Raw genomic sequence first — 19,245 nt, 5'->3', positions numbered from 1 at the left:
CATAGATCCCGAACGCGACCCGAACGGCGACTGGACGCATGCTCTACTTGGCGCAGTCTTCCCGATGGAGAGTGCCTCAGATGATGCTTCACGAGTACTTCGCACCGCAGCCGACGCCTCGCGCCGAGCTGCCGGATCCGCATCCGCTGCTGCGGAGCCTCACACAGGGCGTGCTCGAGGTGCTCGCGGGAGTCAGAGAAGTCGATCAGCTCGCCCGCTGGTTCAATGAAGACGCTTACCGGAGCCTGGTGACGCGGGCGAACCTCTCGGCGAGGGCGCGCAGCGCGAGGGGGGTCTCGCCTGCGCGCCCGACTTTCGAGATCCTCTCGATCCGCGTGACAGAACCCGTCGACGGCAAGGTCGAAGCAGTCGTCGTCGTCGCGGGGCCGGGCCGCACCCGGGCGGTGGCGATCCGTCTCGAAGGACTCGACCGTCGCTGGCGTGCGACGTCGCTGGCCGTTCTCTGAGGCTGCGCGCTCTAGGCTGGTGGGGTGTCAACGCTCAGCGACCTCGCCAATGCCCAGGGCCGTCTTGCCGACAACGATGTCGAGTGGCTGCACCGACTCGCCGGTGACGGTCAGCTTCTCGCGGACCTCGCCTCGGCGGACATCGTGGTCTGGATCGAGACCGACGACGGATCGTTCGTCGCCGTCGCGCACGCGCGTCCGAGTGGAGCAGCCACCCTTTTCTATCGGGACATCGTCGGCGAGCGGGTGCGCCCTCAGTGGCGTACGCAGGTGCAGGGGGCGTTCGAATCCGCGGAGATCGTCGACTCGTCGTCGCCGGACTGGTTCGAAGAGACCCCGACGCGTGTTCGAGCTGTGCCGATCGTCAACGAACGTCGCGGCGGAGAGCACCAGGCCGTGGTCATCGGCGTCGTCACCCGGCACACGAACCTCGGCGAGGCCCGGACCCCGTCTCGGCAGCAGATCACGTTCGACGAGTGCGCCAACGACCTCTTCCGCATGATCGCCGACGGAAGCTTCCCGGATCCGGCGGCTCCGACCTCCCCTCGCCGCGGCGCGCCGCGCGCGTCCGACGGCCTGATCCGCATCGACGTCGACGGGATCACGACGTTCGCAAGCCCGAACGCACTCTCGGCGTTCAATCGCATGGGGTTCGATGACGAGCTCGAGGGCGAATCCCTCGCAGAGGTCACCACGAGGCTCGTGCCGCCGTCCCGACAGGTCGACGAGTCGCTGCCCGTCGTCGTGACCGGACGCGCGCCGTGGCGGACCGACATCGAAGCGCGCGGTGTCACCGTGTCGCTGCGCGCGATCCCGCTCAAGGATCACGGAACCCGCATCGGCGCCATCCTGCTGTGCCGGGATGTCTCGGAGCTGCGCCACCAGGAGCAGGAGCTGATCACCAAGGACGCGACGATCCGCGAGATCCACCACCGAGTCAAGAACAATCTGCAGACTGTCGCGTCGCTGCTTCGGATCCAGGCACGACGCACGCACTCCGACGAGGCGCGCGATGCGCTGACTCAGGCGATGAGACGCGTCGACTCGATCGCCGTCGTGCACGACACGCTCGCCCAGGGCCTGACGCAGAAGGTCGACTTCGACGAGGTGTTCCATCGCGTCCTCAAGCTCGTGGCCGAGGTCGCATCGGCACCGAACACCCGCGCGCGCACACGGTCGACCGGTCGCTTCGGCGTCCTGCCGAGCGAGTATGCCACGCCGCTGGCTCTCGCTCTCACCGAGGTCGTCACGAATGCCGTGGAGCACGGTCTCGCAGGGCAAGAGGGCATGGTCACGATCGATGCGGCGCGCACCGAGGAGAATCTGCGCGTCACGGTGCATGACACCGGCAAGGGCCTGCCGGAGGGGCGGATCGGTCAGGGACTGGGAACGCAGATCATCCGCACCCTCATCCAGGGCGAGCTCAGCGGCTCGATCGAATGGCGGGGGAGCGAAGGCGAGGGGACCGAGGTCGTCATCGACATCCCGCTTCGCTGGCTGACGAAGTAGCCGGAGGATCGGCCACAGCGTCGAGCGGAGACACAGAAGCGGCCCGAGACATCGTCTCGGGCCGCTTCTCGATGCTCAGGAGGCGCGGCGGGCGCGAGCGGCGCGGCGCTTGAGCGCACGGCGCTCGTCTTCGGAGAGGCCTCCCCACACGCCCGAGTCCTGGCTGGACTCGAGGGCGTACTGCAGGCAGATCTCGGTCACCGTGCAGGTGGCGCAGACGGTCTTCGCCTTCTCGATCTGGTCGACGGCCGGACCGGTGTTCCCGACAGGGAAGAACAGCTCAGGGTCGACAGTCAGGCAGGCGGCCTTATCGCGCCAGTCCATGGGGGCTCCTCGGTGTGGTGTTTCAGAAATCGTCGCATTGCGACGACTCGGATTTCGGGTGCAGATCGGGTTCAGCTACCCTGTATGAGATACGGACGGATGCCCGCTTTCTGTGATGCGAGCGCGAAGCCCGCCCCACGCCGCTGTGGGAGCACATGACGCTGTCCATTCTGTTACATGAAACCGGCGAAATCAAGGGTTTCCGCCGTTCTCATTCGATTCTCAGGAGACAACTGTGCGCTCACCCGGCCTCGCTCTGGCGGCTTCCGCGGTTCTCGCGGCAGAGGGCGCCGCATTGATCGTGTTCGCCCTCATCGAGCTCGTCGGTCTCGGCGCAGGTGATGCCGCGTCGCTGCCGACGGCGCTCGCCCTCATCGTGCTGACGCTCATCGGCGCTGTCGCTCTCATCGCATTCGCCATCGGAACCAGGACGGGCCATTCGTGGGCACGCTCGGGTGGGGTCGTCTTCCAGGTGCTCGCCGTGGCGCTCGCGCTCGCCTCGCTGACGCTGCAGCCGATCGCCTGGGCGTTCACCATCGGCGTCGGGCTGCCGGCGCTGCTGTGCTTCGCGCTGCTGATCGCGAGCACGCGCGCCGAGAACGAGCGCCCGGCGGAGTGACTCTCAGGCGTCGATGCCGAGCAGCTTGCGCAGTCGGGCGACGTGCCCTGTCGCCTTGACGTTGTACTGAGCGAGGGTGATCGTTCCCTGCTCATCGAGAACGAAGGTCGAGCGGATGACTCCTTCTACAACCTTGCCGTAGTTCATCTTCTCGCCCCAGGCTCCGTATGCGGTGTGCACGGCGTGGTCCGGGTCGCTGAGAAGGGTGAAGGTGAGGCCGTCGCGCTCGCGGAATTCGGCGAGCTTCGCAGGCTCGTCACGCGAGACCCCGATCACGCGGTACCCGGCGCCCTCGAGAGAGGAGATGCTGTCGCGGAAGTCGCAGGCCTGCGTCGTGCACCCTGGCGTCATCGCGGCCGGATAGAAATAGAGCACCGTCTTCTGGCCGCGCAGATCGTCGAGTCGGACGGTCGCGCCGTCTTGGTCGAGAAGAGCGAAGTCGGGGGCAGCGGATCCGGAGTCGAGGCGCACAGTCACACGTCCAGCCTACCGGCCGGGCGTCTGCTCGGCCTTGTCGGCGAACGTCTGCAGAAGCCTCTGCAGCGAGTCCAGGCGCGCTCGCCCGGTCTCGCTCAGCTCGCCGCTCTCGGCCGCTTCGATGAGTGCGCAATCCGGAGCATCCGCGAGGTGCGTGCATCCGCGCGGGCACTTCTCGGCGATCTCCGCCAGCTCGGTGAAGGCGGCGAGGATGTTCGCGGGGTTCACATGCCCGAGACCGAAGGAGCGGACGCCGGGGGTGTCGATCACCCAGCCGTTGCCCTCCGGGCTGACGTATCGCAGCGATACGGTCGACGAAGAGGTGTGCCGGCCACGTCCGGTGACCTGGTTGACGTGCCCCGTCGCGCGCAGAGCGCTGGGCACCAGAGCGTTCACGAGCGTCGACTTGCCCACACCCGAATGCCCGACGAAGACCGTGGAGTGCCCGACGAGGGCAGCACCGATCTCGTCGACGGGCATCTCGTCCTGCGCACTGGTGAAGACGCGCAGGTCGTCGAGTCCGTCGAAATGCGACAGGAAGGCGCTGGGGTCGGCCAGGTCCGTCTTCGTGACGACGAGGAGCGGGCGCACGCCGGCATCCAACGCGGCCACGAGGTAGCGGTCGACGAGGCGGGCACGCGGCTCGGGGTCGGCGGCGGCGACGACGACGAGCATCTGATCGGCGTTCGCGACGATCACCCGCTCGACCTGGTCGGTATCGTCGGCGCTGCGCCGAAGCAGGGACGTGCGATCGGCGATGCCGATGATCCGCGCCAGGGTGCCGTCTTCGCCTGAGATGTCGCCGACGACCTTGGCGTGATCACCGGTGACGATCGGGTTCCTGCGAAGCTCACGCGCCCGTGCGGCGGTGATCATGCGCTCGTCAGGCGTGTCCTCGTCGATCAGCACGGAGTAGCGACCACGGTCCACGCCGAGGACGCGGCCGATCTGAGCGTCGTCATGCGCAGGCCGTCGCTTGGTGCGAGGGCGGTTGGCCTTCGGGTTCGGGCGCGTGCGGATGCTGCTCTCGTCATAGTCCTCGAAGTCGTCGTCGAGGTCGTCGGAGTCGTCGAGCCAGCTCACGAGGATGCGCCTCGCAGCATTCGCTCCCAGAGGAGAGTGAACTCCGGAAGCGTCTTGGAGGTGGTGCCGATGTCATCGATCTCGACCCCGGGCACGCGCAGACCGATCAGGGCGCCCGTCGTCGCCATCCGATGGTCGTGGTGCGCCGCCCATCGGCCACCGTGCAGCTGTCGGGGAATGATGCGCAGGCCGTCGGAGAGCTCTTCCGCCTCGCCGCCGAGGGCGCGGATGTTGCCGACGAGCGCCGCGATGCGATCGGTCTCGTGGAGTCGGATGTGACCGATACCGCGGATCGTGGTGGGGCCGGACGCGAACGCCGCCAGTCCGACGAGCGTCGGGGTCAGCTCGCTCGCAGCCGAGAGGTCCATGTCGAGCCCGCGGATCTCGGCCCCGGCCCGGACCGTCAGCGTTCCGCTGTGACGGCCGACATGCGCACCCATGGCCTGCAGGATCTCGGGAAGCAGAGCGCCGGGCTGGGTGGAGTGCACAGGCCACCCGGGCACCGACACCGCGCCCCCCGTGACCAGTGCAGCGGCGAGGAACGGCGCCGCGTTCGAGAGATCGGGCTCGATCGCGATCTCCTTGGCGCGTGGCACGCCCGCCTCTACGAGCCACTCACCTGTGGCTGGTCGCTCGATCCGGATGCCGCGACGGCTCAGCGCCTCGATCGTCATGTCGATGTGAGGCAGGCTCGGCAGATGGTCGCCGGTGTGCACGAGGTGCAGGCCCACGTCGAAGCGCGGGGCGGCGAGCAGGAGTCCCGAGACGAACTGACTGGATGCCGAGGCGTCGATCTCGACGCGCCCGCCTCGGATGCGACCGTGGCCGCGGACGGTGAACGGCAGGGCCCACGTGCCCTCATCGTCGATGTCGACTCCGAGGTCGCGCAGCGCGCTGATGAGACCGCCCATCGGTCGGTGCAGGGCCGTCTCGTGGGCAGTGAGGTGCACGTCGCGCTGGGCGAGCCCGGCCAGCGGCGCGATGAAGCGCATCACCGTGCCGGCCTGGCCGCAGTCGATCGTCGTGCCGCCCATGAGCTTGGCCGGCGTGATCGCGAGGTCGGGCCCGAACTCTCCGTTGCCGTCGATCTCCTCGATGCCGACGCCCAGGGCGCGCAGGGCCTCGATCATGCGGCGGGAATCGTCGGAGTGCAGAGGAGCGATGAGTCTGCCGGGTCCGTCCGCGATCGCGGCGATGATGAGCTCGCGATTGGTGAGCGATTTCGAGCCGGGGATCGTCACGGTCGCATGAACGGCTCCGGTGCTGATTGGCGCGACATAGACGCCCTGGACAGGGGAGGGGGAATACCTGTTGGCGCTCATCGGTTCCCACCTTAGTAAACGCGAGTGTCCGAACGATCGAATATGGGCGCACGCCGACAAGGAGAGAGCATGCTCGCAACGCTGGAACGCGAGTCGGTGGACCTCACCCGCCTAGACTGGCCGGTGATGGATGACACGGCAACCGCAGAGACGGTCAGCGACCCTCGGCGCGAATTCGAGGAACAGGCGATCCCGTTCATGGATCAGCTCTATGCCGCGGCGATGCGCATGACGCGCAACCCGGCGGACGCTGCTGACCTCGTGCAGGAGACCTTCGTCAAGGCATACGGGTCCTGGGCGACGTTCTCGCAGGGCACGAACCTGAAGGCGTGGCTGTACCGCATCCTCACCAACACGTACATCAACATCTACCGCAAGAAGCAGCGCGAGCCGTTCCAGGGCACGATCGACGAGCTCGAGGACTGGCAGATGGGCGGTGCCGAGTCGACCACCGCGTCGCACAGCCGTTCGGCCGAGGCGGAAGCCATCGACCACATGCCCGCATCGGTCGTCAAGGACGCGTTGCAGGCCGTTCCCGAGGACTTCAGGTTGGCGGTGTACCTCGCTGATGTCGAGGGCTTCGCCTATCAGGAGATCGCGGACATCATGAAGACCCCCATCGGCACCGTGATGAGCCGCCTGCATCGAGGCAGGCGCATGCTGCGGGAGCTGCTGGCTGAGTACGCCGCGGAGCGGGGAATCTCCACGGCCGACCCGAGGAGCAAGAAATGACCGACTGCGGCTGCGACAAGGCCCGCAAGGACCTCGAGGAGTACCTCCGCAATGAGGTGTGCAACACCGAGCACACCGAGATCCGTGAGCATCTCGAGAACTGCCCGTCCTGCCGGGATGAGGCGCTGGTGGCAACGACCCTCACCGAGGTCGTGGCGCGCGCGTGCAAGGAGACGGCACCCGAAGAGCTGCGTGACCAGGTGTTCGCTCGACTGCGTGAGGTGCAGGCCGCACAGCACTGAGGCGGGACCCGGTCCGTCGCGCCTCCCATAGGGTGGAGGAATGACCGACGCGCTTACCGTCCCCGTTGATCCCGTGTCCGCTGCGCGCCTGGCCGCGAAGAATCTCGTCTACCGACTCGTCGACAACGGCTCGGATGCGGACACCGAGGCTTTCCTGCGGGCAGAGGCGCGGGGGTTCCTCGATGCCGATCCCACGCCAGAGCAGATCGCCGCAGACCGCGCACTTCTCGCGGCGCGGCGCAACGTCGGCGTGTTCGAGGAGAATGCCCCTGACGGCGCCTTCCCGGTCGCCACGGTCAACTCGTGGGTGACTCCGCTGACCGTGCCCGGCGGCGAGGTGGGGATGTGGGCGATCAGCGCTGTCACGGTCTCAGGCACTCATCGTCGCCGCGGCATCGCGCGGAACCTGCTCGAAGGCGAGCTGCGTGCCGCCGCAGGCGCGGGTGTCGCTGTCGCCGGCCTCACCGTCTCTGAGGCGACGATCTACGAGCGGTACGGGTTCGCTTCGGCGATCCCCGCAGCCAAGGTGTCGATCGACGCGCCGAGGGCGGGATGGAACGGCCCGGCGACCGATGGCCGCGTCGAGTACGTCGAGCGCCAGACGCTTCAGAAGGACCTGTCCGCTCTGCATGAGCAGGCGCGAACCCAGCGTTCGGGGCAGATCGCCGGGTGGGACGCGCGTTGGGAGCGGATCGCCGGGCTGTCGGTGGGACACACCGCTCCACGGGCCGTTCGAGGTGTGCGTTACGTCGACGCCGACGGAGCAGTCCGGGGTGCGATGGCGTACACGCTCAAGGAGGTCGCGGGGAGTTTTCGCGCGGACATGGAGATCCACCACCTGACCTCGACCACGACGGATGCCCTGGCCGCGCTCTGGAGATTCGCTCTGCAGCACGACCTGGTGTCGAAGGTCGTGGTCGACCTGCGCCCGATCGACGATCCGATCACCTGGCTCGTCACCGACCAGCGAGGCGTGGACCTCACCCCTCACGATCACGGGTGGCTGCGCCTCCTCGACGTGCCCGCTGCGCTCAGCGCCCGCACGTATCGAGCGCCCCTCGATGTGGTGTTCCGAGTCGAAGATCCTCTCGGTTTCGCCGAAGGCTCGTGGCGACTGACCTCGGGTGCCGACGGTACGGCGGATGTCGCACGGGTCGACGACGGCGCAGAGGCCGACGTCATTCTCGGCGTGGGGGCTCTCTCGTCGATCTACGCGGGCGGGGTCAGCGCTGTTCGGCTCCGCGCGGCCGGCCGTCTGCATGCATCGACGGAGACGGCGGCAGCGCTCGACGATGCGTTCCGCACAGCAGATGCCCCGCTCCTGGGCATCTGGTACTGAGCGCCGCCCGCCGCGACGACGGACTGCACGGAGAGGGGCTCACGGCATCGCCGTGAGCCCCTCTCCGTTTTATCCGACAGCCGTCAGCTGATGGTGAGAGCGTCTCGCAGGAGCTTCGCCTGTTCGGCCGCGTGCACCTTCGACGAGCCGGTCGCCGGCGATGCCGACGCGGGACGCGACACCGGGCGGAAGCTGCGGTCACCGGGCACATCGGCGAATGCGAGAGCAAGGAACGGCCATGCCCCCTGGTTCTCCGGCTCTTCCTGCACCCACACCAGCTCGGCGTTCGGGTACGAGTCGGTGATGGCCTTCAGACCGTCGATCGGCGTCGGGTACAGCTGCTCGAGCCTGACCAGCGCGATCTCGGGGTTCGGGTTCTTGTCGAGCTCGGCCTTGAGATCCCAGTGGACCTTGCCCGAGTGCACGAGCACGCGCTTCACCGCGTTGCGGTCGAGACCGCGGTTGTCGTCGAGCACGGGCTCGAAGCGGCCCTGGGTGAAGGCCTCGACAGGGCTCGTCGCACCCCGCAGGCGCAGCATGGCCTTCGGGGTGAAGACGATGAGCGGCTTGCGCGGACGGGCGTAGGCCTGACGGCGCAGCAGGTGGAAGTACGACGCGGGCGTCGAGGGGCGCGAGACGATCATGTTGTCCTGCGCGCACATCTGCAGGAAGCGCTCGATGCGCGACGACGAGTGGTCCGGTCCCTGGCCCTCGTAGCCGTGGGGGAGGAGCAGGGTGACGCTGGACTGCTGTCCCCACTTCTGCTCGGCCGCCGAGATGTACTCGTCGATGACCGACTGGGCGCCGTTCACGAAGTCGCCGAACTGGGCTTCCCACAGCACGAGTGCCTCTGGAGCCTCGACCGAGTAGCCGTACTCGAAGCCGAGCGCGGCGTACTCGCTCAGGAGCGAGTCGTAGACGAAGAAGCGCCCCTGGGAGTCTGACAGGTTCGACAGCGGCAGCCACTCCTGGCCGTTCGCGCGGTCGTGCAGTGTCGCGTGACGCTGCACGAACGTGCCGCGCCGCGAGTCCTGCCCCGCGAGCCGCACGGGCGTGCCCTCGACGAGGAGCGAACCGAAGGCGAGCAGCTCGCCGAAGCCCCAGTCGATGTTGCCGTTGCGGCTCATGTCGAGACGCTTCTCGAGCTGCTGCTGGAGCTTCGGGTGAACGGTGAAGCCCTCGGGCTTGTTCACGAACGCGTCGCCGATGAGCTGGATGACCTCGTTCGAGACTCCGGTGATCTCCGGGGCGCCGACCTGCTCGTCAGCCGGAGGCAGGTCCTGAGCGACCGGGTTGGCGCCGGTCTCTGCAGCGTGGGTCTCGGCGAACGCGATCTCCAGGCGGTTCTGGAAGTCCGCCTTGGCCTCGTCGTACTCCTCTTCGGTGATGTCGCCGCGACCGACGAGCGACTCGGTGTAGAGCTTGCGCACCGAGCGCTTCGCCTGGATCAGATCCGTCATCAGCGGCTGCGTCATCGAGGGGTCGTCTCCCTCGTTGTGCCCGCGGCGTCGGTAGCAGACGAGGTCGATGACGACGTCGCGGTGGAACCGCTCGCGGTACTCGAAAGCGAGCTGCGCGACGTGGATGACGGCTTCTGGGTCGTCGCCGTTCACATGGAACACCGGCGCCTGGATCGTCTTCGCGACATCCGTCGAATACACCGAGCTGCGCGAATCGTTGGGGAGGGTGGTGAAGCCGACCTGGTTGTTGACGACGACGTGGATCGTGCCGCCGGTGCGGTATCCGCGCAGCTGAGACATCTGCAGAGTCTCGACGACCACACCTTGCCCGGCGAACGCCGCGTCGCCGTGCACCAGGATCGGCAGCCAGGCGAACGTGCCGATCGGCTTGCGGTCCTGCTTGGCGCGGACGATGCCCTCGAGGACGCCGTCGACGGTCTCGAGGTGAGACGGGTTCGCGGCGAGGTAGACCGGGAGCTCGGATCCGTCGTCGGCGACGAAGGTGCCCTCGGTGCCGAGGTGGTACTTCACATCGCCGGAGCCGCGCTGGTTGCCGGGGGTCTGCGTGCCCTCGAACTCCTGGAACACGTGGCCGTAGGTCTTGCCGGCGATGTTGGTCAGCACGTTCAGGCGGCCGCGGTGCGCCATGCCGATCGCTGCGCCCTCGAGGCCGGAGGTGGCCGCACCCTGGAGGATCTCGTCGAGCAGCGGGACGAGCGACTCGCCGCCCTCGAGCGAGAATCGCTTCTGACCGACGAACTTGGTCTGCAGGAAAGTCTCGAAGGCCTCGGCCTCGTTGAGCTTGCGGAGGACCCGCAGCTGCTCGTCATGGCCGGGCTTCTGGTACTTGACCTCGACCTTCTCCTGGAACCAGCGACGCTGCTCCGGGTCCTGGATGTGCATGTACTCGATGCCGAGCGTGCGGCAGTACGAGTCGCGCAGGACGCCGAGGATGTCACGGAGCTTCGCGACCCGTCGGCCGCCGAACCCGCCGGTGACGAACTCGCGGTCGAGGTCCCAGAAGGTGAGGCCGTGGCTCTCGATCTCGAGGTCGGGGTGCGAGCGCTGGACGTACTCGAGCGGGTCGATGTCGGCCATCAGGTGTCCGCGCACCCGGAACGAGTTGATGAGCTCCTGCACGCGGGACTGCTTGTCGACGCGCTCGGCGAGGTCGACCGCGATGTCGGGGTTCCAGCGGATCGGCGAGTACGGGATGCGGAGAGCAGCGAAGATGTCGTCGTAGAAGCCGCGCTGCCCGATCAGCAGCTCGTGCACCTTCTTGAGGAACTCGCCAGAGCCGGCGCCCTGGATGACGCGGTGGTCGTACGTGCTCGTCAGCGTGATGGTCTTGCCGATCGCGAGCTCGTTGAGCGTCTTCTCGCTCGCTCCCTGGAACTCCGCCGGGTACTCGAGCGCACCGGCGCCGATGATGCATCCCTGCCCCTTCATGAGGCGGGGGACGGAGTGCACGGTGCCGATGCCGCCGGGGTTGGTCAGCGACACCGTCGTGCCCTGGAAGTCTGCGGCCGTCAGCTTGTTGTTGCGGGCGCGCGTGACGAGGTCCTCGTAGGCGACGAGGTACTCGCTGAACGTCAGCGTGTCGGCGCGCTTGATGCTGGGGACCATGAGTGCGCGCGTGCCGTCGGGCTTCGGCAGGTCGATCGCGATGCCGAGGTTGACGTGCGCCGGTGCCACGACCGAGGGCTTGCCGTCGATCTCGGCGTAGAAGACGTTCTGGCTGCGGAACTCGTCGAGCGTGCGGATGAGCGCCCAGCCGATGAGGTGGGTGAAGCTGATCTTGCCGCCGCGGGTGCGCGCCATGTGGTTGTTGATGACGATGCGGTTGTCGATCATCAGCTTCGCGGGCACCGTGCGGACGCTGGTCGCGGTGGGGACGGTCAGGGACTCGTCCATGTTCGCGGCGAGGGTCTTGGGCAGACCGCGGAGCGGCGTGACCTTGTCCTCCTCGACGGGATCCGCCGACTCCGGTGCCTCGGCCTTCGCCGCGGGCTTCGGGGCCTGCGCCGGAATCGGCGCCGCGGCGGCAGGCTTGGTCGTGGTCCGCGCCACGGGCTGTGCGCCGATGACGGGGATGGGGGCTGTCACCGGATGCGCGGGCTGCTCGGCAGCGGGTGCGGGAGCCGCGGTGCCGGTCGCGGCATCCGACTGGTACTTCTCGAGGATGGGCCACCACTCCTTGTCGACGGAGTCGCGGTTCACCTTGTACTGCTCGTAGAGCTCTTCCACGAGCCAGGAATTGGCTCCGAACCCCCCGTCGCCCCCGACGCCGGTCACCTGGTTCGACACGCTCGATCGCCCTCTTTCATCGCTGAAGTCCACGTATGCACAGCAGGACGCGTGATGCGTCCGGGCCCGCACACTCTCGACTTCCAAGCCTAACGTGTTTCCTCGCGCATTCGTCGAAGGCATGCGCCCTCGACGCCGCTATCTGAGTACCGTGGGGGTATGGAGTTCTCCGGTGAGTCACCCACAGTCGATCTGACCTATTCCGACGTGTTCCTCGTGCCGCGACGATCCGCCGTCACCAGCCGTCTGCAGGTCGATCTGGCCCCGCAGGACGGCACCCCGGCCACCCTGCCCATCGTGGCCTCGAACATGAACTCCGTGACCGGCCCCCGGCTCGCGGCGGTGCTCGCGCGGCGTGGCGGACTCGGAGTGCTCCCTCAGGACATGCCGTTGCAGGGTCTCGATGCTGCGATCCGCGACGTCAAGGCGCAGCCGGTGCTGTGGGACACGCCGATCGTGCTGCCTCCCGAGGCATCGGTGTCGGACGCACTCCGGCTGATGCCTGCCACCGCAGGTCACGGCATCGTCGTGGCCACGGGCGGAGCTCCGTACGATGCCGAGCGCATTCTCGGTGTCCTGCCGGCGACGCGGCTGGCCACTGCGCTCCCGGATGCACAGCTGGGCGATCTGGTGCACGCCGGCACGCCGTCTCTCGACGCGGATGACATCGGATCAGAGCGTCATGCCTTCGACGTGATCACCGACGCGGGCGTCGACATGGTCACGATCACGCACCACGGGCACCTCGTCGGAACGCTCAGCGCGCGCAGTGCCCTGCGGTCGACGCTGTATCGCTCGGCGACGGACGGCGACGGCCGCCTCGCCGTCGCGGCGGCGGTGGGCATCAACGGAGACGTCGCGTCCAAGGCGAAGGCCCTCGCCGACGCCGGCGTCGATGTGCTCGTGGTGGACACGGCGCACGGACACCAGGAGGGGATGCTGCGCGCGCTGAGCGCCGTCGCCGCACTGAATCTCGGCATCCCGATCGTGGCCGGCAACATCGTCACCGCCGACGGCGTCAAGGACCTCGTCGAGGCCGGCGCCTCCATCCTCAAGGTCGGCGTGGGGCCGGGCGCGATGTGCACGACGCGCATGATGACGGCCGTCGGCCGCCCGCAGTTCTCCGCTGTTCTCGAGACGGCCCAGGCCGCCCGGGAGCTCGGCGCTCACGTCTGGGCGGACGGGGGAGTGCGGTATCCGCGCGACGTGGCGCTCGCGCTCGCCGCGGGCGCCGCGTCCGTGATGGTCGGCTCCTGGTTCGCGGGGACGATCGAGGCGCCGGGCGAGTTGCAGAGCGACGCCGAGGGCCGCATCTACAAGGAATCCTGGGGCATGGCCTCCACCAAGGCGGTTCAGGCTCGGTTCGGCCGTCTCGATGCGTATGAGCGTGCCCGCAAGGAGCTGTTCGCAGAGGGGATCTCGTCCTCGAAGATCTACCTCGACCCGCTGCGCCCAGGACTCGAGGACCTGCTCGACATGATCACATCGGGCGTGCGCTCGTCGTTCACCTATGCCGGGGCATCGTCGGTGCCCGAGTTCCATGAACGGGCGCTCGTCGGGCTGCAGTCCGCCGCCGGATACGAAGAGGGCAAGGCCCTCCCGGTCAGCTGGTAGTCGTTCGCGCTCCGACCCACTGCGATCCCGTAGAATCGTGGACACCATGGACGACCCTCCCAGTTGTAGTACATCGCCCCATTGCCTGCCTCCCCGTCTCGGGAGGAACGACTGATGGACTACATCCTCTTGGGCGTGGGGCTTCTGCTCACCGTGGGCACCGGGCTGTTCGTCGCGAGCGAGTTCGCCCTGGTCAATCTCGACCGCGCCGATCTCGAGGCCCGTCAGTCCCGCGGCGAATCCCGCCTGTCGCTGACCATCAGCGCCCTCAAGCACACCTCGACCCATCTGTCGTCCGCTCAGCTGGGCATCACCCTGACGACGCTCCTGACCGGGTACACGATGGAGCCGGCGCTCTCCAACCTCCTCGGCCCGACCCTCGTCGCCTGGAGCATCCCTGAGGCGGCCGTCGGTCCGATCGCGACGATCGTCGCCATGCTGGTCGCCACCGTGCTGTCGATGATCCTCGGGGAGCTGGTGCCCAAGAACTTCGCCCTGGCGCTGCCGCTCGCGACCGCGAAGCTCGTCATGCCGTTCCAGGTCGCGTTCACGACCGTCTTCAAGCCGGCCGTCGTGGTGCTCAACGGCAGTGCGAACGGGGTCCTTCGGAGCATGGGCATCGAGCCGAAGGAAGAGCTGTCCGGTGCGCGCAGCGCCGAGGAGCTCTCTTCTCTCGTGCGTCGCTCGGCGAGTGCCGGACTGCTCGAAGCCGACACCGCGAGCCTGCTCGATCGGACGCTGACGTTCTCCCGCCTGACGGCCGCCGACGTGATGACGGCTCGTCCGAGCATGCACGCCCTCGCGGTCGGCGACTCGGCCGACGACGTCATCCAGCTCGCCCGCCGCACGGGACACAGCCGCTTCCCCGTGTACGACGACGACCTCGACGACATCACGGGTGTCGTGCACCTGAAGGCCGCGATCTCCGTCCCGCGTGATCGACGAGGCGAGGTGCCGGTCGGCGCGCTCTCGACCGATCCGCTCCGTGTCCCCGAGACGGTGCACGTCGACGCGCTCATCTCCGAGCTCAGAGCCCGCGGATACCAGCTGGCCGTCGTGGTCGACGAGTACGGCGGCACCGCCGGTCTCGTCACGCTGGAGGACCTGGTGGAGGAGCTCGTGGGCGAGGTCTCGGACGAGCACGACCGCACGCGCGCCGGAGTCGTCCGCGGGCGAGACGGCATCACCTTCCCCGGAGAGCTGCGGCCGGACGAGTTGCGACGCAGAGCGGGAGTGGAGGTTCCGGAGGGTGACGTGTACGACACCGTGGCCGGCTACGTCATGAGCGTCCTCGAGCGCGTGCCGTCGGTGGGTGACGAGGTCGACCTCGACACGGGCAAGCTCCAGGTGGTCCGCATGGACGGTCGTCGTGTCGACCGCATCCGCTACGTCCCGAATCAGGATCTTCCCGCAGAGGTGGTCGGACGATGAACGACTGGGGAGGACTGGCCTGGCTGGTCGTGCTGCTCGTGGCGAACGCGTTCTTCGTCGGCGCCGAGTTCGCGGTGATCTCCGCGCGCCGGTCGCAGATCGAGCCCAAGGCCGACCGCGGGTCGCGCGCCGCCAAGACCGCGCTCTTCGCGATGGAGCACGCGACGCTCATGCTCGCGACCTCGCAGCTGGGCATCACGATCTGCTCGCTGCTGATCCTGAACGTCTCCGAACCCGCGATCCATCACCTGCTCGCCGTGCCGCTGCACGCGCTCGGCTGGTCGGACGGCGTCGTCGATGCCGTGTCGTTCGCGATCGCTCTGCTGATCGTGTCGTTCCTGCACGTGGTGTTCGGCGAGATGGTGCCGAAGAACCTCGCGTTCTCGGTGCCGGAGCGCGCGGTGCTCATCCTTGCGCCGCCCCTCGTGATGGTGTCGAAGATCTTCATGCCGGTGATCTGGCTGCTGAACGCGGCGGCCAACGGCGTGCTCCGGCTGTTCCGGGTCGAGCCGAAGAACGAGGCCGCATCGACGTTCACGCTCGACGAGGTCGCGACGATCGTCGATCAGTCCCGGCGAGAGGGCGTGCTCACCGACACGGCGGGCACTGTGGCGGCAGCCGTGGAGTTCACCGACAAGAAGGCTCGCGATGTGGCTGTTCCGCTCAGCGATCTCGTGACGCTTCCGCAGTCGGCGACTCCGGATGACGTCGAGAAGGCCGTCGCCCGCTACGGGTTCTCCCGCTACGTGATCGTCGACGACGAGGGAACCCCTGTCGGATACGTCCACCTCAAGGACATCCTGCGGGCGTCCGATGGACCCGGCGCTGCCGAGAAGCTGGTCGAGCCGCTGCCCTCGAAGCGCATCAACCATATGGTCCCGGTGCAGGAGGACACCGATCTGGAGGACGCTCTCGCCGTGATGCGCCGAGCAGGGCGTCACCTGGCGAAGGTGCGGGACTCCCAGGGGCGCACGACTGCCGTGCTCTTCCTCGAGGACATCCTCGAGGAGCTCGTGGGCGAGGTGCAGGACGCGACCCGTCGCATCCGCGGACACTGACCCGCGGTCACCGAGAAGCCCCCGAGTCCATGCGGACCCGGGGGCTTCTGTGCGGGGTGGCGATCAGCGCCAGCGCGCCCGCTCGTACTGCGGCGGCCAGGTGATCTCGGCGCCGAGCTCATGGGCGGCCCTGAGCGCGAAGTGCGGGTCGCGCAGCCACTCGCGACCCGCGAAGATCGCATCGGCCGCACCGTCGGCGAGCACCTGCTCGGCCTGTTCGGCGGCGGTGATCAGTCCGACCGCCGACACGGGGATGCGTCCGCCCTGGCGCACGTTCTCGGCCAGCGGCACCTGGTATCCGGGGAACACGCTGATCTGCTGGTGCGCCACGAGCCCGCCGCTGGAGACATCGATGAGGTCGGCTCCGTGCTCGGTCGCCCAGCCGCTCACGATCGCCGCCTCGTCGGGGGTGAATCCGCCCTCGGCATGATCGGTCGCCGAGATGCGCACGAAGACGGGCACCCCGTCTCCGGCGACCTCGCGGATCGCGCCCACCACCCGGAGGAGCAGTCGAGCGCGGTTCTCGAGAGAGCCGCCGTACTCGTCGTCTCGCAGATTCGAGAGCGGAGAGAGGAACTGGTGCAGCAGGTATCCGTGCGCACCGTGCACCTCGAGCACGTCGAAGCCGGCGTCGAGGGCACGGCGGGTCGCGCTCGCGAACCCTTCGACGACGGCGTCGATGCCGTCCCGGTCGAGCGCCGCAGGCTCCGCGAAGCCATCGAAGGCGATGTCGGAGGGCGCGGTGGTCGTCCATCCGCCGTCCGCCGCCGGTACCGATCCGCGCGCGTCGGCCCAGGGCCACCAGGTCGACGCCTTGCGGCCGGCGTGCGCGAGCTGGATGCCCGCGACCGCGCCACGTGAATGGATCGCCTCGACGACCGGCACCCACGCGTCGCGCTGCTCGTCGTTCCAGAGGCCGGCATCCCGTGGTGAGATGCGGCCCTCGGGGACGACGGCTGTCGCCTCGGCGACGATCAGACCGGCTCCGCCGGAGGCGAACTGGGCGAGGTGGGTGTGGTGCCATTCCTGGACGACGCCGTCGATCGCGCTGTACATGCACATGGGAGACACCCAGAGCCGGTTGCGGAACGTGACGGAACGGATGCTCAGCGGGGAGAAGAGAATGCTCACCCCTCGACGCTACCGGCCGGGTGGGGCGGTGCGGGCCGCCGCACTAACGTGGAGTCATGCCCGACGCACGTGACTGGTCCCGCGAAGACACCGCACGCTTCCTGCGCGCGCCAGGCGCGGATGACGACAAGTACTCCCGGGGCGTCGTCGGCCTGCGCACCGGATCGTCCGCCTATCCGGGTGCCGCGGTGCTCGGTGTCGAGGCGGCGTGGCGCGCCGGGGCGGGCTTCGTGCGCTACGTCGGCGACGGCCGAGCCGCGGATGCCGTGATCGCACGACGCCCCGAGACCGTGGTCAGCCCGAGCATCGCGGGTGCACGCGTCGGCGCCTGGGTGATCGGATCAGGGACGGATGCCGCGAGCAGGAGCCCCGAGACGGAGCGCGAGCTGCGCGACCTGCTCGACGGGCAGGTGCCGGTGGTCGTCGACGCGGGGGCGCTCGACCTGGCGCGAGGGAGTCGTGCCCCGCGCGTGCTGACGCCGCACGGCCGTGAGTTCGAGCGCCTGCAGGATCAGCTCGGATACGGCACCCGTGACGACCGCGCCGACGCCGTCGCCCGGGTGGCGCACGACCTCGGCGCCGTCGTGCTGCTCAAGGGCGCACAGACGCTGATCGCGGATCCGGACGGACTCCTGATCCGGGTGGAGGCGGGCACCGGCTGGCTCGCGACGGCAGGCACCGGCGATGTGCTGGGCGGCGTGCTCGGGGCGCTCCTCGCCGCGAACGCCGACGCACCGCTGGCTGAGGTCGCAGCCGCGGCCGCGTGGTTGCATGGTCATGCCGGTGTCCTCGCGGCTGGTACGGGCGCGGATGGCCGCGCGACGGGACATCCGATCGTGGCGCTCGATGTCGCAGAGGCGCTGCCTCGCGCATTCTCGGACGTCGTCGCGTGAGTCGCACCATCTCGATGCGTCTCGTCACGCTGTGGAGCGCGTTCGGACTCGTGCACCTCTTCACGGCGGTCGCCGGCTGGCTGTATCCGAGCCAGCCGATGGGCGACGTGGTGCTCGTGTACGAACCGTGGTCGTCGGCGGCGCTGTCGGGTGGGGCGATCGTCGGAGTCACCGAGACGTGGGTCTATCCGCAGCTCGCGCTCGTGCCCATGCTGCTCGCGAAGATCCTGTCGACACCGCTCATCGCGGTGATGGGGGCCTCCGGGGCGTATCTGATCGCGTGGGCGGTGCTCGTCACGGTGCTCGATGCGATCGCCTTCGCGGTGCTCGTCGGGCGTTCGTCGTCGCAGCCTCGGCGGATGGCCGCCTGGTTCTGGATCACCGCCCTGCTCCTGCTGGGACCGATCGCGATGTACCGCATCGACGCGATCACGGTGCCGCTCGCGGTGATCGGCGGACTCTGGCTGGTTCGCCGCCCGGCTGCCGCGGCAGCGCTGCTGGCGATCGGCGCCTGGATCAAGATCTGGCCGGGCGCGCTGCTGGTCGCAGCCGTCGTGGCAGCCCGGAGCCGGATGCGCGTTCTGCTCACCGCCGCAGCCGTATCGGCAGCCGTCGTCGTCGTGCTGGTCGCCTTCGGAGCCGATGCCGAGATCTTCGGATTCCTGACAGAGCAGACCGGCCGCGGTCTGCAGATCGAGGCAGTGGCCGCGACCCCGTTCCTGTGGCTCGCGATCGCCGGGGCCGCCCGCATCGAGTACAGCTTCGACATCCTGACCTTCCAGATCAGCGCGCAGGGCGCGGATGCCGTGAGTGCTGTGCTCACACCCCTGATGGCTGTCTTCGTCGTCCTGATCACCGTCATCGGCGCGCTGAAGGCATCACGCGGGGCATCCTTCGCACGGCTGTTCCCTCCGCTCGTGTTGAGTCTCGTGACGACCCTGATCGTCGCGAACAAGGTCGGCTCTCCGCAGTTCCAGACGTGGCTTATCGCTCCGGCCGTCCTCTGGCTCGTTCTCGACCGCACGCGAGCGGCCGCGCCTGCGCTGCTCGTGCTCGCGCTGTGCGCGCTCACCTGCCTGATCTATCCGCTGAGCTACGACGCGCTGCTGCGTGCAGAGACGCTGCCCGTCGCCATCCTGACTCTGCGCAACATCGTGCTCGTCGTGCTCCTCGCCGTCGGCATCCGCGCCCTCGTCCGCGTGCCCGCCCATCGTTCGTCCACCACCCGGGAGTGAAA

The 19,245-nt window shown here is 68.4% G+C and carries 17 protein-coding genes; 11 read left to right on the top strand and 6 right to left on the bottom strand.

Features of this window, described 5'->3' with window-relative positions:
• Positions 1 to 80 precede the first annotated feature (80 nt).
• Both RU09_RS16380 and RU09_RS16375 read left to right on the top strand, forming a co-directional pair.
• Entirely contained in the window at positions 81 to 467 is a 387-nt protein-coding gene (locus RU09_RS16380; RefSeq protein ID WP_181164351.1) for an Rv3235 family protein, read from the top strand.
• Between the two features lie 24 nt (positions 468 to 491).
• Positions 492 to 1,976 carry a sensor histidine kinase gene (locus RU09_RS16375; RefSeq protein WP_042541917.1) on the top strand — a complete coding sequence of 495 codons (1,485 nt, stop codon included), beginning with the start codon at positions 492 to 494 and terminating at the stop codon, positions 1,974 to 1,976.
• 75 nt (positions 1,977 to 2,051) lie between these two features.
• On the opposite strand, the gene RU09_RS16370 is transcribed toward RU09_RS16375, so the two are convergent.
• On the bottom strand, positions 2,052 to 2,300 hold the full coding sequence (locus tag RU09_RS16370) for a WhiB family transcriptional regulator (RefSeq protein ID WP_028503730.1): 249 nt from the start codon (positions 2,298 to 2,300) through the stop codon (positions 2,052 to 2,054).
• 235 nt (positions 2,301 to 2,535) lie between these two features.
• Between RU09_RS16370 and RU09_RS16365 the strand changes: the two genes are divergently transcribed.
• Entirely contained in the window at positions 2,536 to 2,919 is a 384-nt protein-coding gene (locus RU09_RS16365; RefSeq protein ID WP_042541916.1) for a hypothetical protein, read from the top strand.
• A 3-nt stretch (positions 2,920 to 2,922) separates the two neighbouring features.
• Here RU09_RS16365 and bcp read toward each other — a convergent pair whose 3' ends face one another.
• From bcp to aroA, 3 genes are read right to left on the bottom strand one after another with little or no spacing between them, the layout of a single operon-like run.
• Positions 2,923 to 3,396 carry a thioredoxin-dependent thiol peroxidase gene (bcp, locus tag RU09_RS16360; RefSeq protein WP_042541915.1) on the bottom strand — a complete coding sequence of 158 codons (474 nt, stop codon included), beginning with the start codon at positions 3,394 to 3,396 and terminating at the stop codon, positions 2,923 to 2,925.
• Between the two features lie 9 nt (positions 3,397 to 3,405).
• Positions 3,406 to 4,479 carry a ribosome small subunit-dependent GTPase A gene (gene rsgA, locus RU09_RS16355; RefSeq protein ID WP_042541914.1) on the bottom strand — a complete coding sequence of 358 codons (1,074 nt, stop codon included), beginning with the start codon at positions 4,477 to 4,479 and terminating at the stop codon, positions 3,406 to 3,408.
• Entirely contained in the window at positions 4,476 to 5,801 is a 1,326-nt protein-coding gene (gene aroA / locus RU09_RS16350) for a 3-phosphoshikimate 1-carboxyvinyltransferase (RefSeq protein ID WP_042541913.1), read from the bottom strand. Before aroA ends, rsgA begins: the two co-directional genes overlap by 4 nt.
• Before the next feature lie 69 nt (positions 5,802 to 5,870).
• Between aroA and RU09_RS16345 the strand changes: the two genes are divergently transcribed.
• Genes RU09_RS16345 through RU09_RS16335 form a run of 3 tightly spaced genes read left to right on the top strand, consistent with a single transcriptional unit; the run spans position 5,871 to position 8,114 of the window.
• Entirely contained in the window at positions 5,871 to 6,533 is a 663-nt protein-coding gene (locus tag RU09_RS16345; protein WP_042541912.1) for a sigma-70 family RNA polymerase sigma factor, read from the top strand.
• Entirely contained in the window at positions 6,530 to 6,775 is a 246-nt protein-coding gene (locus RU09_RS16340) for a zf-HC2 domain-containing protein (protein WP_042541911.1), read from the top strand. The genes RU09_RS16345 and RU09_RS16340 overlap by 4 nt, the downstream gene beginning before the upstream one ends.
• Positions 6,776 to 6,815: 40 nt before the next feature.
• Positions 6,816 to 8,114: a GNAT family N-acetyltransferase gene (locus tag RU09_RS16335; protein ID WP_042541910.1), complete on the top strand. Its 1,299-nt coding sequence runs from the start codon at positions 6,816 to 6,818 to the stop codon at positions 8,112 to 8,114.
• Between the two features lie 83 nt (positions 8,115 to 8,197).
• Here the strand turns inward: RU09_RS16335 and RU09_RS16330 are convergent, their stop codons facing one another.
• The gene (locus RU09_RS16330) at positions 8,198 to 11,881 is read right to left on the bottom strand and encodes a multifunctional oxoglutarate decarboxylase/oxoglutarate dehydrogenase thiamine pyrophosphate-binding subunit/dihydrolipoyllysine-residue succinyltransferase subunit (RefSeq protein ID WP_082041176.1); all 3,684 of its coding nucleotides are present in this window, start codon (positions 11,879 to 11,881) and stop codon (positions 8,198 to 8,200) included.
• A 159-nt stretch (positions 11,882 to 12,040) separates the two neighbouring features.
• Here RU09_RS16330 and RU09_RS16325 point away from each other — a divergent pair, with 159 nt between their 5' ends.
• From RU09_RS16325 to RU09_RS16315, 3 genes are all read left to right on the top strand, one after another.
• A complete protein-coding gene (locus tag RU09_RS16325; protein ID WP_042541909.1) occupies positions 12,041 to 13,495 on the top strand; it encodes a GuaB1 family IMP dehydrogenase-related protein in 1,455 nt (484 codons plus the stop codon).
• Between the two features lie 114 nt (positions 13,496 to 13,609).
• On the top strand, positions 13,610 to 14,926 hold the full coding sequence (locus RU09_RS16320; RefSeq protein WP_042541908.1) for a hemolysin family protein: 1,317 nt from the start codon (positions 13,610 to 13,612) through the stop codon (positions 14,924 to 14,926).
• Entirely contained in the window at positions 14,923 to 15,984 is a 1,062-nt protein-coding gene (locus RU09_RS16315; protein ID WP_042541907.1) for a hemolysin family protein, read from the top strand. Before RU09_RS16320 ends, RU09_RS16315 begins: the two co-directional genes overlap by 4 nt.
• A 63-nt stretch (positions 15,985 to 16,047) precedes the next feature.
• Here the strand turns inward: RU09_RS16315 and RU09_RS16310 are convergent, their stop codons facing one another.
• Positions 16,048 to 17,115, bottom strand: coding sequence for an NADH:flavin oxidoreductase/NADH oxidase (locus tag RU09_RS16310; protein WP_042541906.1), 1,068 nt, complete (start codon positions 17,113 to 17,115; stop codon positions 16,048 to 16,050).
• A gap of 56 nt (positions 17,116 to 17,171) precedes the next feature.
• Here RU09_RS16310 and RU09_RS16305 point away from each other — a divergent pair, with 56 nt between their 5' ends.
• Together RU09_RS16305 and RU09_RS16300 are read left to right on the top strand one after the other, a co-directional pair.
• Complete coding sequence (locus RU09_RS16305) at positions 17,172 to 18,008, top strand: NAD(P)H-hydrate dehydratase (protein ID WP_042541905.1); 837 nt, start codon at positions 17,172 to 17,174, stop codon at positions 18,006 to 18,008.
• Positions 18,005 to 19,243 carry a hypothetical protein gene (locus tag RU09_RS16300; protein ID WP_231567641.1) on the top strand — a complete coding sequence of 413 codons (1,239 nt, stop codon included), beginning with the start codon at positions 18,005 to 18,007 and terminating at the stop codon, positions 19,241 to 19,243. Before RU09_RS16305 ends, RU09_RS16300 begins: the two co-directional genes overlap by 4 nt.
• The last annotated feature ends 2 nt before the right edge of the window (positions 19,244 to 19,245 follow it).

This window comes from Microbacterium sp. MEJ108Y, from assembly GCF_000834175.1.
GTDB classification, from domain to species: domain Bacteria; phylum Actinomycetota; class Actinomycetes; order Actinomycetales; family Microbacteriaceae; genus Microbacterium; species Microbacterium forte.
Note: the sequence above shows the minus strand (reverse complement) of the source record. Positions and strands in the feature narration are given on the sequence as shown.

What these genes read in the sequence shown, in the direction of transcription:
- RU09_RS16370 (WP_028503730.1), bottom strand. Translation starts at nt 2,300, where the DNA reads ATGGACTGGCGCGATAAGGCCGCCTGCCTGACTGTCGACCCTGAGCTG.
- RU09_RS16315 (WP_042541907.1), top strand. Translation starts at nt 14,923, where the DNA reads ATGAACGACTGGGGAGGACTGGCCTGGCTGGTCGTGCTGCTCGTGGCG.
- RU09_RS16380 (WP_181164351.1), top strand. Translation starts at nt 81, where the DNA reads ATGATGCTTCACGAGTACTTCGCACCGCAGCCGACGCCTCGCGCCGAG.
- RU09_RS16335 (WP_042541910.1), top strand. Translation starts at nt 6,816, where the DNA reads ATGACCGACGCGCTTACCGTCCCCGTTGATCCCGTGTCCGCTGCGCGC.
- RU09_RS16305 (WP_042541905.1), top strand. Translation starts at nt 17,172, where the DNA reads ATGCCCGACGCACGTGACTGGTCCCGCGAAGACACCGCACGCTTCCTG.
- RU09_RS16345 (WP_042541912.1), top strand. Translation starts at nt 5,871, where the DNA reads ATGCTCGCAACGCTGGAACGCGAGTCGGTGGACCTCACCCGCCTAGAC.
- RU09_RS16320 (WP_042541908.1), top strand. Translation starts at nt 13,610, where the DNA reads ATGGACTACATCCTCTTGGGCGTGGGGCTTCTGCTCACCGTGGGCACC.
- RU09_RS16340 (WP_042541911.1), top strand. Translation starts at nt 6,530, where the DNA reads ATGACCGACTGCGGCTGCGACAAGGCCCGCAAGGACCTCGAGGAGTAC.
- RU09_RS16325 (WP_042541909.1), top strand. Translation starts at nt 12,041, where the DNA reads ATGGAGTTCTCCGGTGAGTCACCCACAGTCGATCTGACCTATTCCGAC.
- aroA (WP_042541913.1), bottom strand. Translation starts at nt 5,801, where the DNA reads ATGAGCGCCAACAGGTATTCCCCCTCCCCTGTCCAGGGCGTCTATGTC.